We start from the raw sequence: 12,410 nt of genomic DNA on the forward strand, positions 1-12,410 counted from the left end.
CGGCGAGGAGCCGGAGGGCCTCCGCGCCCATGAGCGCCCCCGCGAACCCCGCGGTGGCGCCGAGCACGCCCGCCTCGGCGCAGGACGGCACCGACCCGGGCGGCGGCGGCGCCTCGAACAGGCAGCGCAGGCAGCCGCCGATGCCCGCGGGCGAGACGGTGAGCAGCTGCGCGGTGGTCCGGAGGATCCCGCCGTGGACGAGCGGCCTCCGCGCGCGCAGCGCGGCGTCGTTCGCGAGGAACTTCGTGGCGAAGTTGTCGGAGCCGTCCACGACGACGTCGGCCGCCTCGACGAGCGCGAGGGCGTTCCCAGCGTCGAAGCGGAGATCGCGCGCGTCGACCGCCACGGAGGGGAAGAGCGCCCGGAGCCGGGCGGCCGCGGCGGTGGCCTTCCGCTGGCCGACGTCGCCTTCCTTGAACAGCGGCTGCCGGTTCAGGTTGGAGGTCTCGACGGCGTCGTCTTCCACGAGGACGAGCGTCCCGACGCCCGCGGCGGCGAGCGTGAGGAGCGCCGGCCCGCCGAGGCCGCCCGCTCCGATCACCAGCGCGGTCTTGCCGGAGAGGCTCATGAAGGACGGCGTATATCCCGCGCCAGAGGGGGCGGCAACCCTCGCGCCCGGCGGCGCTACACCACGAGCGCCCGGCCCGACTGCGCGGCGCGCCAGAGCGAGGGCAGCGTCGCGATCGCGTCGAGCCGCGGGCGGACGTCGTCGGGGACGAGCCCGGCGAGCCGGACCGCCGTGTCGCACGCCACCACCCGGAGCCCGAGCTCGCGCCGCGCGTCCTCCAGGCTCTCCACGAGGCTCGCCACGCGCGCCGGGCCGGCCTCGGGAGGCGCGCCCTCGTCGAAGCGGCCGCCGATCCAGAGCCGCAGCGGCTCGAAGAACAGCGCGACCGTCACGGCGTCGCCGAGCGCCGCCGCGGTCACCGCCAGCGTCGTGGCCTGGTAGCGGTCCTGCCAGGTCCCGCGATGCACGAAGAGCACCAGCGGCTCGCTCGCGGAGCTTCCGGACATGCGCACATCGTACCCCCCGAGGGGAGAACCCGCCAGCCCGCCCCCGCCGCACGCGACCTCGCGGAATCATTCGCCTCGCGCGTCGCCGGAGGGCTTGCCGGGACGCCGCCCCCCTGAAACCTTTCGGGGGGAACCCCCACCTCCGAGGAACGCTCCGTGAAGAAGCCACGCCCCATCGCCCCCGCGTCCGGGAAGCTCGCCGTCCTCCTCCCCGGGCTCGGCGCCGTCGGCACCACCCTCATCGCCGGCGTCGAGGCGGTGCGTCGAGGGCTCGCGAAGCCCATCGGCTCGCTCACGCAGATGGGGACCATCCGGCTCGGCAAGCGGACGGAGCGCCGGACGCCGCTCATCAAGGAGCTCGTGCCGCTCGCCCCCCTCGACCAGATCTGCTTCGGCGGCTGGGACGTGTTCCCCGACGACGCCTACGAGTCCGCCTGCCACGCCCGCGTGCTCGAGGAGTCCCTGCTCGAGAAGCTGAAGGAGCCGCTCTCGGCGGTGAAGCCGATGACGGCGGTGTTCTCGCCGGACTACGTGAAGCGGCTCGACGGCCCGAACGTCAAGCGCGGCGCGAACAAGCTCGAGCTCGGCGAGCTGCTCCGCGAGGACATCCGGCGGTTCATGCGCGAGCACGGCTGCGAGCGCGCGGTGATGGTGTGGTGCGCGTCGACGGAGGTGTACCTGCAGCCCCAGGCGGTGCACGGCCAGCTCCAGGCGTTCGAGGCGGCCATGGCGGCGAACGACCCGGCCATCGCGCCGTCGATGATCTACGCGTGGGCGGCGCTGAAGGAGGGCATCCCGTTCGCGAACGGCGCGCCGAACCTGACCGTCGACATCCCCGCGCTCCAGCAGCTCGCGAAGGCGCAGGGCGTGCCGATCGCCGGCAAGGACTTCAAGACCGGCCAGACGCTCATGAAGACGGTGCTCGCGCCCATGCTGAAGGCGCGCATGCTCGGGCTCGAGGGGTGGTTCTCGACGAACATCCTCGGCAACCGCGACGGCGAGGTGCTCGACGACCCGGGCAGCTTCAAGACGAAGGAGGTCTCGAAGCTCTCGGTGCTCGACCACATCCTGCAGCCCGAGCTGTACCCCGACCTCTACGGCAAGTTCGACCACAAGGTGCAGATCCACTACTACCGGCCGCGCGGCGACAACAAGGAGGGCTGGGACAACATCGACATCAAGGGCTGGCTCGGTTACCCGATGCAGATCAAGGTGAACTTCCTCTGCCGGGACTCGATCCTCGCCGCGCCGGTGGCGCTCGACATCGCCCTCTTCATCGACCTCGCGCGGCGCGCGGGGATGAGCGGGATCCAGGAGTGGATGTCGTTCTACTTCAAGAGCCCGATGGTCGCGGAGGGGCTCTACCCGGAGCACGACCTGTTCATCCAGCTCACGAAGCTCAAGAACACGCTGCGTCACCTGGCGGGCGAGGAGCTCATCACCCACCTCGGGCTCGACTACTACGAGCCGTAGATTAGACAGAGGCCCCACAGAGGAGGTCGTCGATGGCTTACGTGGTTGCCGAGCCCTGCATCAAGTGCAAGTACACCGACTGCGTCGAGGTCTGCCCCGTCGACTGCTTCTACGAGGGGCCCAACTTCCTCGTCATCCATCCCGACGAGTGCATCGACTGCGGCGCGTGTGAGCCTGCCTGCCCCACGAAGGCGATCTTCCCGGAGGAGAGCCTGCCGGCGAAGTGGAAGGACTACACGCAGCTCAACGCCGACCTCGCCAAGACCTGGCCCAACATCTCGGAGAAGAAGGACCCGCTCCCCGACGCGGACCAGTGGAAGGACGTCGAGGAGAAGCGTCAGTACCTCGAGGGCGCCTAGCGGATCGGCGACGGCCGCACGGGCGCTCGGCGAGATCGTCGTCGCCCTGAACTGCGCTATTGCGCGCCGGTCGCCCCTTTGCTAGAAACCCGTCCGCTTCGGAACGCCCAGGTGGTGGAACTGGTAGACACACCATCTTGAGGGGGTGGCGCCGTAAGGCGTGCGAGTTCGAATCTCGCCCTGGGCACTCGCGAACGAGAGAGGGGATCCGGGAAACCGGATCCCCTCTCGGCGTTTCGGGGCCACGGAGGGAGCCGGGGGCTCGGGTGGCGGCGGCGCCCGTCCGGCAGCGGGCGCGAGCGCCTCGCTCGAACGCGAAGAGGGGACCCGGACCCCGGATCCCCTCTCCGCCGCGCCGAGGCGCGGATTCTCGGGAAAGCGACTACTTCCCCTGCGACGGCGCGGCCGGCGCCGGCGGGGTCGACTCGGGCGCGTTCGGCGGCGGCGAGAGCGGGCTCTGCCCGGGCGCGGCCGGGAGCTGCTGCGCCGGGACGCTCGCCTCGCGCTGCACCACCGAGTGCGTGCGGGACGCGTTGTACGCGAGGAAGACCGAGGTCATCATGAAGATCCCGGCCGAGATGCTCGTGACCTTGCCGAGCAGCGTCTGGGCGCCACGCCCACCGAAGACGGTCTGCGCGCCGGCCCCGCCGAACGCCGCCCCCATCCCGCCGCCCTTACCGGCCTGGAGCAGGATCACGAGGATGAGGAAGACGCAGACGAGGACGTGCAGGATGGTGACGAGGGTGATCAACGGAGTGCACCTTTCACGATGGCGACGAAGTCCGCCGCCTTGAGGCTCGCGCCGCCGACCAGCGCCCCGTCGACATCGGGCTGCGCCATGAGCTCGGCGGCGTTCTCGGGCTTGACCGAGCCGCCGTACTGTACCCGGATCTGGTCCGCCGCGGAACTCGCGAGCTCGCGGAGGATCTTCCGGATGGCCGCGTGGACCTCCTGCGCCTGGGCCGCGGTGGCGGTCTTGCCGGTGCCGATCGCCCACACCGGCTCGTACGCGAGCGTCAGCGCGGCGAAGGCCTCGGCGGAGAGGCCGGCGAGCCCCTGCCTGACCTGACGGTCCACGATCTCGAGGGTCCGCCCGGCCTCCCGCTCCGCCAGCGTCTCGCCCACGCAGACGATCGGCCGGACACCCGCCGCGAGCAGCGCGCCGACCTTCTTGCGCACTCCCTCGTCGGTCTCCCCGAAGAGCTGGCGCCGCTCGCTGTGGCCGACGATGCCGTGGCGGCAGCCGACCTCGGCCAGCATGGGCGCGGACACCTCGCCGGTGAACGCCCCCTGCTTCTCCCAGTGGACGTTCTGCGCGGCGACCTCGATCCCGGAGCCGCGCGCCGCGTCCACCGCGGCGGCGAGCGCCGTGAACGGCGGGGCGATGGCGACGTCGACCTTGCCGGCGAGGTCCCCGAGCGCGGCGCGGAGCTCGCCGACGAGCGCCGTGGTCTCCGCCACGGTCTTGTGCATCTTCCAGTTGCCGCAGACGAACTTTCGACGGGGCACGGCGCTATCCCTCGAGGACCTGGATGCCGGGGAGGACGCGCCCCTCGATGAACTCGAGGCTGGCGCCGCCGCCGGTGGAGACGTGCTTCATCTTGGAGACGAGCCCGGCCTCCTCGACCGCCGCGGCGCTGTCGCCGCCGCCCACGACCGTGATGGCCGGGCTGTCCGCCATCGCCTTCGCGACGCCGAAGGTGCCCTCCGCCCACGGCTTCTGCTCGAACAGGCCCATGGGACCGTTCCAGAACACCGTCTTCGCGCTCAGGATGCGCTGGCGATACCGATCGAGCGTCTTCGGGCCGATGTCGAGGCCCATGAGGCCGTCGGGGATCGCGCGGTCGTTCACCACCACGCGCGCTGCGGTCTCCTTCGGCTCCGCGCCGCACACGTGATCGACCGGCAGGAGCAGGTCCACGTTGCGCGCCTGGGCGCGGTCCAGGATCTGCCGCGCGAGCTCGAGCTTGTCCTCCTCGACGAGGCTCTTCCCCACGGGGACGCCCTGCGCCTTGAGGAACGTGTAGGCCATCGCGCCGCCGATGCAGACGGCGTCGGCCTTCGCGATGAGGTTCTCGAGCACCTTGATCTTGTCGGACACCTTGGCGCCGCCGATGAGCGCGACGAACGGCCGCGCCGGGGTGCCGAGCGCCTTGCCGAGGTACTCGACCTCCTTCTGGATGAGGAAGCCGGCCGCCTTCTCCTTCACGAACGCGGCCATGCCCGCCGTAGACGCGTGGGCCCGGTGGGCCGTGCCGAACGCGTCGTTCACCCAGACGTCGCACAGGCTCGCGAGCTCGCGCGCGAAGCCCTCGTCGTTCTTCTCCTCCTCCGGGTGGAAGCGGAGGTTCTCGAGGAGGAGGACCTCTCCCTCCTTGAGATCGCGGACGAGCTTCTTCACGCCGTCGCCGACGCAGTCGTCGGCGAGGATGACGTCCTGCTTGAGGAGCGCCGAGAGCCGCTCGGCCGCGGGCTCGAGCGAGAACTTCTTGCGATCGTCGGGCTTGCCCTTCGGGCGCCCGAGGTGCGAGCCGAGGATGACCTTCGCGCGCGCCTTGATGGCGTACTGGAGCGTCGGGAGCGCCGCGCGGATGCGCGCGTCGTCGGTCACCCGCCCCTGCTCGTCGAGCGGGACGTTGAAGTCCACGCGGATGAAGACGCGCTTGCCGGCGAGGTCGAGCGCGTCGATGGTCTTGAGCGCCATGGCGTCCCTCACTTCGTGAGGAACTTCGCCACGTCGACCATGCGGTTCGAGAAGCCCCACTCGTTGTCGTACCAGGCGAAGACCTTCGCGAAGGTCCCTTCGACGACGAACGTGTTCGTCGCGTCGAAGATCGAGGACGCCGGGTTGTGGTTGAAGTCCACCGAGACGAGCGGGCCGTCCGAGTACTCGAGGACGCCCTTCAGGCTCCCCTCCGCCGCCTTCTTGAACGCCGCGTTGATCTCCTCGGCGGTGGCGGGCCGGTCCATCTCGACGGTGAGGTCGACGAGCGACACGTTCGGCGTGGGGACGCGCACCGACGTGCCGTGCAGCTTGCCCTTCAGCTCCGGGATGACCTCGGCGACCGCCTTCGCGGCGCCGGTGGTCGAGGGAATCATCGACAGCGCCGCGGCGCGCGCGCGGCGCAGGTCCTTGTGCGGCAGGTCGAGGAGGTTCTGGTCGTTCGTGTAGGAGTGGATCGTCGTCATCAGGCCGCGCTTGATGCCGAAGCTCTCGAGCAGGATCTTCGCGACCGGCGTGAGGCAGTTCGTCGTGCAGGACGCGTTCGAGATGATCTTGTGCTTCGCCTTGTCGAGCTTGTCGTGGTTGATGCCGTAGGCGACCGTGATGTCCGGGCCCTTGGCCGGCGCGGAGATGAGCACGCGCGGAGCGCCCGCCTTGAGGTGGCCCTCGGCCTTCTCCCGCTCCGTGAAGAGGCCGGTGCACTCGAGGACGACGTCGACCTTGTTCTTCTGGTGCGGGAGATCGGCCGGAGACTTGATGGCCGTGACCTCGATCTCCTTGCCGTTGACGACGATGCCCTTCTCCGACGCCTTCACGTCGGCGGCGAGCACGCCGTGCACCGAGTCGTACTTCAGGAGGTGCGCGAGGGTCTTCGTGTCCGTGAGGTCGTTGATCGAGACGAACTCGAGGTCCTTCTCGCCCCGCTCGATGGCCGCGCGGAGCACGCACCGACCGATGCGACCGAACCCGTTGATTGCGATACGTGCCATGGCGCTGCCCTCCTCCCAAGGGGTTGAAAAGCGGCCGTAACCTACAGACGAGGCTCCGGACCGTCAACGGAAACGGAAGGGGGCGAGCGGCCGAGATGAAAGAAACGAAACGGCGCCGATCTCTCGGCGCCGTCCGGTCCTGCGCGCTCGACTTCTGGCGAGGCCGCGACGTCGCGCCGAGCCTCGCGTAATCTTCGGATCAGAGGGCCCGCGGCGCCTCGACGGCGCTCTCCTGCGCGGCGGCCGCCTGGGCCGCGGCGGCGTGCTCGCCCTTGAGGTCCTGCGTGACGAGATCGATGAGCTCGGTCGAGAGGCTCAGGATCTGGTTCGTCGAGTAGCCGTTGCCACGCAGCTCCTTGAAGAGCGACTTCGCGAGGATCTTCGTTCCCTTCACGTCCAGCATGCCTGGCACCATTGCGTTCACTCCCTACCGGCGATACGAACCGCGCCGTGTCGCGATGGCTCCCCCGGGAGCAAGGTGCGGGCCATCGCCTTCGAGGCTTCACCATGTCAGCCGTTTCGGGTACTTGCACGCGGCGAGGCCCTGCCAGGTCGGTCGCGCCGGTGCGTAGTCTCCTTCGCAGACCTGCCTGCGAGAGGGGCACGGCGCGTAGCGCGCTTCGCGGTTCGACGGCGCCATCCCTGAGGAACTGATGCGGTACCGGATCTCCAACCTCCCGCTCTGGCTCGACGAGGACGACGCGCTCCTGACGCGCCGCGCCGCGGAGCGGCTCGGCCTCTCGGCCGAGCACCTTCGCGACGCGATCGTCGTGCGACGCTCGCTCGACGCCCGCAGGAAGGGCCACGCGCGCTGGCTCGTGAACCTCGAGGTCGAGGTCGAGGGCGCGATCCGCGGCGCACCCGCCGACGTCGCGCCGGTCCCCGCGCCCGAGGCGGAGCCCGGGCCCGTGCGGCGGCCCGCCGCGCCGCCCGTCATCCTGGGCGCCGGGCCGGCGGGGCTCTTCTGCGCGTGGGCGCTCCTCGAGCGCGGCGTGCCCTCGATCGTGGTCGACCGCGGCAAGACCGTGAGCCCCCGCCGGCGCGACGTCGCGGCCCTGATGCGCGGCGGCGCGCTCGATCCCGAGTCGAACATGAACTTCGGCGAGGGTGGCGCGGGGGCGTACACCGACGGCAAGCTCGGGACGCGCATCCACCACCCGGCGGTGCGGAAGGTCGTCGAGCTGTTCGCGCGCTTCGGGAACGTCGAGCGGATCGTGGTCGAGGGCAAGCCGCACGTCGGCTCGGACGTGCTGCCCGCGGCGATCTCGGCGATGCGCGAGGAGCTCGAGCGCGGCGGGTGCACGTTCGTGTGGGGCGCGCGCGCGGTCGATCTCGCGCTGCGCGACGGCCGCTTCGCGGGGCTCCGCCTCGCCGACGGTCGCTCGCTCGAGTCCGACCGGCTCGTGCTGGCGCCCGGGAACAGCGCCCGCGAGCTGTTCGAGCTGTTCGCCGCGCGCGGCTGGCCCATCGAGGCGAAGCCGTTCGCGGTGGGGTTCCGGGCGGAGCACCCGCAGCCGCTCATCGATCGGATCCAGTACGGAGCGGGCGCGCGCCACCCCAGGCTCCCCCCGGCCGACTACAAGCTCGCCGACAACCCCAAGGTCGCGGGCGCGGCGCGCGGCGTGTTCTCCTTCTGCATGTGCCCGGGCGGCGTGGTCGTCCCCACGCCGACCGAGCCCGAGATGCAGTGCACGAACGGCATGTCCAACTCGCACCGCTCGTCGCCCGTCGCGAACGCCGGCATCGTCGTCGCCGTCTCGCCGGAGGACTTCGCGGCCGAGGGCTTCGAGGGCCCGCTCGCGGGGCTCGAGTGGCAGCGCAAGTGGGAGCGCGCCGCCTACGTGCTCGGGGGCGGCGCCTACCACGCGCCCGCCCAGCGGCTCGCCGCGTACCTCGCGCGCAGGCCCGGGGCGCCGCCCGGGAAGACGTCCTACCGGCCGGGGGTGACCCCCTCCGACCTCTCCCTGCTGTACCCTCCGCAGATCCAGGAGGCGCTCCGCGCGGGGCTGCGCGGGTTCGAGCGACGGATGCGAGGCTTCGTGACCGACGAGGCGGTGCTCATCGGCATCGAGTCGCGGACGAGCTCTCCCTGCCGGCTCGTGCGCGGCGCGGACTTCCAGTCGCCGGGGATCCGGGGGCTCTACCCCGCCGGCGAGGGCGCCGGCTACGCGGGCGGGATCGTGTCGTCCGCGGTGGACGGGCTCAAGGTCGCGGAGGCGATCTGCGCCGAGCTCGGCGCGGCGTGACGGAGGAGCGGATGCGGGATCGCGGCATGAAGTACCGGGTGCGGAACGCCGAGGGGGAGGAGCTCGTGGTCCCGTCGCTCGGCGACCTGCACGATCTCTACGCGCACGGCTTCCTCGCCGAGGACGACCTCGTGCGGGCCGAGACGTCCCCGCGCTGGGTCCGCGCAGGCGCGATGCCGGCCCTGCACGGCGTCCGCGAGCGGCGGGCCGATCCCCGGCGCGTCGGGATGCTCGTCGCCGCAGCGATCGCCCTCGCGGCGGGCCTCGGCTTCCTCTTCGCGCGCTAAAGCGCCCGCCGGAGCCGAGCGCCGCCGCGAAGCGCCGTTCGCGCCCCGCAAAGAGCCGCCAGCACGCGGGAGGCGGCGGCGTGCTAGCTCACCCGGCCGAAGTCGTCCTGAACGCGCACGACGTCCTCGACCTCGGGGGTGGAGACCTCGAGCACGTCGCAGTCGGTCACCGCGCGCATGCGGTGCACGGTGCCGGGCTTCACGTGGTAGCTGTCGCCCGGCTGCATCCGGTGATCGACGAGCCGGTCTCCGTCCTTGAGCACGAGGATCATCTCGCCGCTCCAGAGGTGGATCGTCTCGTCCTTCCTCACGTGGTACTGCAGGGAGAGCTGGAACCCTGCCTTCACGTGCAGGAGCTTGCCGACGTAGCGTTCGGTGTGCGCCCACCAGAGCTCGTGGCCCCAGGGCTTCTCGACGCGCTTCGGGCTGTCGAAGGTCGTGGTCATGCTGGATCGGACTTTAGGCTAGCGGCTGGCGGTGACGAACCCGGGGACCCCGGTTTCCCGCGCGACGTCCTTGCGATAGCGCTCCGCGGCCTCGCGGCTCTCGAAGCTCCCCACGCGCACGCGGTACCAGCGCCCCTTCCCCTGCACGTCCGCCGTCTCGACGCGCGGGCGCAGCGAGCGGTAGCGGGCGGCGATGCGGTCGGCCTCCGAGCGCTGCTGGGTCGCGCCGATCTGGATGGTGAAGTCCCCCGTGCCGGCCGGGGCCGGCTTCGCCGCGCGCGCCTGGACCTCCGCCTTCTCCTCGGGAGGCTTCGGCGCGGGGGCGGCGGGCGCCGGGGCCGCGGTCGGCGGCGTGGAGGCGGCCTGGACCACCGCCGGAGGCGGCCTGGCGGGGGCGCTCGGCGGAGCGCTCGGCGGCGGCGCGGCGGAGGTGGAGACGGCCGCGGCCGTGACCGGCGGCGTCGCCGCCGGCTTCTGCTTCACGAGACGATCGTGAAACGTGAGCGACGCGTCGTCCACGCCGGGCGACGGGGTGGAGGGAGGCCGATCGAGGGCCTCGAGGTCCCCGGCGCGGGCGGCGTCGACCTGCCGGGTGGCGATCTGCCGGCCGACGTTCAACCCGAGGACGAACACGACGCCGAGGATGACGAGCGCGCCCACGACGATGGACGCGATCTGCCGGCCATCGAGGGAGAGCTCGAACTTCTCGCGGACGCGGGCGTTCTCATCGCGCATGGCGTCCGTGATTCTAGACGTCGTCCGCGATATCGCGAGTTTCCGGACTCTCCATCCGATCCGGCGCGGCGACGCCCAGGACCCCGAGGCCGTTCGCCAGCACCTGCTTCAGCGCGCGGCACAGGAAGAGCCGGCCGGCGGTCTTGCGCGCGTCGGCGGAGATGACCCGCTCGCCGCTGCGCTTGCCCTGCGTGTAGTACGAGTGGAACGCCGCGATCGTCTCCTGCAGGTAGAAGGCGACGCGGTGCGGCTCGTACGCGAGGGCCGCCGCGGCGAGCATGTCCGGGAAGGCCACGACGCGCCGGATGAGATCCTGCTCTTCCGCGGAGGTGAGCGTCCGGGCCGCCTCGAGGTCGAACTCGGGGACCGCCACGCCGCCCTCGCGCGCCTTCGCGAAGATCTGGGCGAGCCGCGCGTGGCCGTACTGGACGTAGAAGACCGGGTTGTCGAGCGTCTGGCGCTTCGCGAGCTCGATGTCGAAGTCGAGCTGCGCGTCGGAGCGGCGGGTGAGGAACATGAAGCGGGTCGCGTCGCGCCCGACCTCGTCCACCACCTCGCGCAGGGAGACCACCGTCCCCGCCCGCTTGGACATCTTCACGGCCTCGCCGCCGCGGGTCAGGTTCACCATCTGGATGAGGATGACGTGCAGGTCCTTCCGCGAGGCGCCGAGCGCCTCGAGCGCGGCCTCGAGCCGCGGCACGTACCCGCCGTGGTCGGCGCCGAGGACGTCCACGAGGGTTCCGGCGCGCTGCCGCTTGTCCCAGTGGTACGCGATGTCGGCGCAGAAGTAGGTGGGCGTGCCGTCCGCCTTCTTCACCGGCCGATCCACCTCGTCGCCGTACTGCGACGAGCGGAACAGCGTGAGGTCCTCGGCGGCGGAGACGCCCTCGTCGAGGTCACCGTGGGGCTGGGCGATGGGCGCCGGAGCGCCCTTCTTGGACTTCGGCGGCGGGAGCTTGCCGACGTAGACGAGGTCCTTCTCCTCGAGGAAGCGCAGGAACCTGTCGACCGTGCCCGACTCGTAGAGCGCCTTCTCGGACGACCAGCGGTCGAACTCGATGTTGATGGCGCGGAGGTCGTCGCGGATGAGCCCGAGCACGTGCTCGACGGCGCGATCGCGGAAGAGCGTGAGCCACTCGGACTCGGGCGCGTCGAGGTAGCGATCGCCGTGCTCGGCGCGCAGCGCCGCGGCGATGTCCTTCACGTACTCGCCCGGATAGCTCTTCGGCGGCATCGTCACCTGCCGCCCGAACGACTCCTGGTAGCGCAGGTGCACGGAGCGCGCGAGCGTCTGCACCTGCGCGCCGTAGTCGTTCACGTAGTACTCGCGGGTGACGTCGAAGCCCGCCCACCGGAGCAGGCTCTGCACGCCGTCGCCCACCACCGCCCCCCGGCCGTGGCCGACGTGCATCGGCCCGGTGGGGTTCGCCGAGACGTACTCGACGATGACCTTCTGGCCGCCTCCGACCTCGGTCCGCCCGTACGCGGCCCCCTCGGAGACGACGCGCGCGAGCGCCCGCAGCCACACGTCCGGCGCGAGGCGGACGTTGATGAAGCCGGGGCCGGCGATCTCGAGCCCGGCGAGCTCGTGCTGCGCGTCGACGGCGCGGACCTCGGCCGCGATCGCCTGGGCGAGCTCGCGCGGCGGCTTGCCCGCCGGCTTCGCGAGCATCATCGCGGCGTTCACCGCGAAGTCGCCGTGCTTGGGGTCGCGCGGCGCCTCCACGGAGAACGCCGCCTCGAGAACGGGCCAGCGACCCTCGGCGGCGCCCTTCGCGAGCGCCTGCCGGAACAGCTCGATCACGCGATCTCTCACCATGGCGCGCAGTCTCTACCGGGGCCGCGCCGCGGGCGCAAGCGGGCACTCGCCCGCGAGCCCCGCCCTGCCCTCATGCGTACGCGTCGAAGGCGCCGCAGCGCCGGCAACGCCAGCTGCGGACGGGGGCGTCGGCCGCGCACCGCGTGCAGCGGGGCGCGCGGCCCCGCCGGAGCAGCGCGGCCACGAGGAGATCGTGCCGCGCGGCGAGCTCCCCCGGCCCTGGCGCGTCGGCCTGGCGGAGCAGCTCGCGCATCTCCCAGGTCACCTCCCCGCGCCTGTCGCGCTCGAGCGCGCGCCGCAGCGCCGCGAGCGCGTCC

General features: G+C 71.8%; 14 protein-coding genes, 1 tRNA gene and 1 pseudogene. 5 read left to right on the forward strand and 11 right to left on the reverse strand.

Features of this window, described 5'->3' with window-relative positions; translation table 11 throughout:
- Together MNZ39_RS20760 and MNZ39_RS20765 are read right to left on the reverse strand one after the other, a co-directional pair.
- A partial coding sequence (locus tag MNZ39_RS20760) for a HesA/MoeB/ThiF family protein (RefSeq protein ID WP_242341011.1) occupies positions 1 to 568 on the reverse strand: 568 nt, incomplete at its 3' end.
- Between the two features lie 56 nt (positions 569 to 624).
- Positions 625 to 1,014, reverse strand: coding sequence for a hypothetical protein (locus tag MNZ39_RS20765; RefSeq protein WP_242341012.1), 390 nt, complete (start codon positions 1,012 to 1,014; stop codon positions 625 to 627).
- A 156-nt stretch (positions 1,015 to 1,170) separates the two neighbouring features.
- On the opposite strand from MNZ39_RS20765, the gene MNZ39_RS20770 reads away from it, so the two are divergent.
- The 3 genes from MNZ39_RS20770 to MNZ39_RS20780 all read left to right on the forward strand — a co-directional run bounded on the left by MNZ39_RS20770 (position 1,171) and on the right by MNZ39_RS20780 (position 3,033).
- A complete protein-coding gene (locus MNZ39_RS20770; RefSeq protein WP_242341013.1) occupies positions 1,171 to 2,487 on the forward strand; it encodes an inositol-3-phosphate synthase in 1,317 nt (438 codons plus the stop codon).
- 32 nt (positions 2,488 to 2,519) lie between these two features.
- Complete coding sequence (gene fdxA / locus MNZ39_RS20775) at positions 2,520 to 2,846, forward strand: ferredoxin FdxA (protein WP_242341014.1); 327 nt, start codon at positions 2,520 to 2,522, stop codon at positions 2,844 to 2,846.
- A 105-nt stretch (positions 2,847 to 2,951) separates the two neighbouring features.
- Positions 2,952 to 3,033, forward strand: a tRNA-Leu gene (locus MNZ39_RS20780).
- Between the two features lie 195 nt (positions 3,034 to 3,228).
- Here the strand turns inward: MNZ39_RS20780 and secG are convergent.
- The 5 genes from secG to MNZ39_RS20805 form a co-directional block, all read right to left on the reverse strand.
- Positions 3,229 to 3,597, reverse strand: a complete 369-nt coding sequence (gene secG, locus MNZ39_RS20785; protein ID WP_242341015.1) for a preprotein translocase subunit SecG — start codon at positions 3,595 to 3,597, stop codon at positions 3,229 to 3,231.
- Positions 3,594 to 4,355, reverse strand: coding sequence for a triose-phosphate isomerase (gene tpiA / locus MNZ39_RS20790; protein ID WP_242341016.1), 762 nt, complete (start codon positions 4,353 to 4,355; stop codon positions 3,594 to 3,596). The genes secG and tpiA overlap by 4 nt, the downstream gene beginning before the upstream one ends.
- Before the next feature lie 4 nt (positions 4,356 to 4,359).
- A complete protein-coding gene (pgk, locus tag MNZ39_RS20795) occupies positions 4,360 to 5,550 on the reverse strand; it encodes a phosphoglycerate kinase (protein WP_242341017.1) in 1,191 nt (396 codons plus the stop codon).
- A gap of 8 nt (positions 5,551 to 5,558) precedes the next feature.
- Positions 5,559 to 6,560 carry a type I glyceraldehyde-3-phosphate dehydrogenase gene (gap, locus tag MNZ39_RS20800; protein WP_242341018.1) on the reverse strand — a complete coding sequence of 334 codons (1,002 nt, stop codon included), beginning with the start codon at positions 6,558 to 6,560 and terminating at the stop codon, positions 5,559 to 5,561.
- Positions 6,561 to 6,759: 199 nt separating this feature from the next.
- On the reverse strand, positions 6,760 to 6,975 hold the full coding sequence (locus MNZ39_RS20805) for a hypothetical protein (RefSeq protein WP_242341019.1): 216 nt from the start codon (positions 6,973 to 6,975) through the stop codon (positions 6,760 to 6,762).
- Positions 6,976 to 7,213: 238 nt separating this feature from the next.
- On the opposite strand from MNZ39_RS20805, the gene MNZ39_RS20810 reads away from it, so the two are divergent.
- Complete coding sequence (locus MNZ39_RS20810) at positions 7,214 to 8,806, forward strand: NAD(P)/FAD-dependent oxidoreductase (protein WP_242341020.1); 1,593 nt, start codon at positions 7,214 to 7,216, stop codon at positions 8,804 to 8,806.
- Positions 8,807 to 8,817: 11 nt separating this feature from the next.
- Positions 8,818 to 9,093 (forward strand): hypothetical protein, encoded by a 276-nt coding sequence (locus MNZ39_RS20815; RefSeq protein WP_242341021.1) that lies wholly within the window; start codon positions 8,818 to 8,820, stop codon positions 9,091 to 9,093.
- An 83-nt stretch (positions 9,094 to 9,176) separates the two neighbouring features.
- Here the strand turns inward: MNZ39_RS20815 and MNZ39_RS20820 are convergent, their stop codons facing one another.
- The 4 genes and pseudogenes from MNZ39_RS20820 to MNZ39_RS20835 form a co-directional block, all read right to left on the reverse strand.
- The gene (locus tag MNZ39_RS20820; RefSeq protein WP_242341022.1) at positions 9,177 to 9,539 is read right to left on the reverse strand and encodes a cupin domain-containing protein; all 363 of its coding nucleotides are present in this window, start codon (positions 9,537 to 9,539) and stop codon (positions 9,177 to 9,179) included.
- Positions 9,540 to 9,557: 18 nt separating this feature from the next.
- A complete protein-coding gene (locus MNZ39_RS20825) occupies positions 9,558 to 10,274 on the reverse strand; it encodes an SPOR domain-containing protein (RefSeq protein WP_242341023.1) in 717 nt (238 codons plus the stop codon).
- Between the two features lie 13 nt (positions 10,275 to 10,287).
- Positions 10,288 to 12,093 carry an arginine--tRNA ligase gene (locus MNZ39_RS20830; protein ID WP_242341024.1) on the reverse strand — a complete coding sequence of 602 codons (1,806 nt, stop codon included), beginning with the start codon at positions 12,091 to 12,093 and terminating at the stop codon, positions 10,288 to 10,290.
- 70 nt (positions 12,094 to 12,163) lie between these two features.
- Positions 12,164 to 12,410, reverse strand: a pseudogene (locus MNZ39_RS20835) (hypothetical protein); the annotation flags it as partial.

This window comes from Anaeromyxobacter sp. SG66 (assembly GCF_022690805.1).
Lineage (GTDB): Bacteria > Myxococcota > Myxococcia > Myxococcales > Anaeromyxobacteraceae > Anaeromyxobacter > Anaeromyxobacter soli.

Coding starts and splice junctions, on each gene's coding strand:
- MNZ39_RS20815 (WP_242341021.1), top strand. CDS start 8,818: ATGCGGGATCGCGGCATGAAGTACCGGGTGCGGAACGCCGAGGGGGAG.
- pgk (WP_242341017.1), bottom strand. CDS start 5,550: ATGGCGCTCAAGACCATCGACGCGCTCGACCTCGCCGGCAAGCGCGTC.
- MNZ39_RS20765 (WP_242341012.1), bottom strand. CDS start 1,014: ATGTCCGGAAGCTCCGCGAGCGAGCCGCTGGTGCTCTTCGTGCATCGC.
- gap (WP_242341018.1), bottom strand. CDS start 6,560: ATGGCACGTATCGCAATCAACGGGTTCGGTCGCATCGGTCGGTGCGTG.
- MNZ39_RS20820 (WP_242341022.1), bottom strand. CDS start 9,539: ATGACCACGACCTTCGACAGCCCGAAGCGCGTCGAGAAGCCCTGGGGC.
- MNZ39_RS20805 (WP_242341019.1), bottom strand. CDS start 6,975: ATGGTGCCAGGCATGCTGGACGTGAAGGGAACGAAGATCCTCGCGAAG.
- MNZ39_RS20830 (WP_242341024.1), bottom strand. CDS start 12,093: ATGGTGAGAGATCGCGTGATCGAGCTGTTCCGGCAGGCGCTCGCGAAG.
- MNZ39_RS20810 (WP_242341020.1), top strand. CDS start 7,214: ATGCGGTACCGGATCTCCAACCTCCCGCTCTGGCTCGACGAGGACGAC.
- fdxA (WP_242341014.1), top strand. CDS start 2,520: ATGGCTTACGTGGTTGCCGAGCCCTGCATCAAGTGCAAGTACACCGAC.
- MNZ39_RS20825 (WP_242341023.1), bottom strand. CDS start 10,274: ATGCGCGATGAGAACGCCCGCGTCCGCGAGAAGTTCGAGCTCTCCCTC.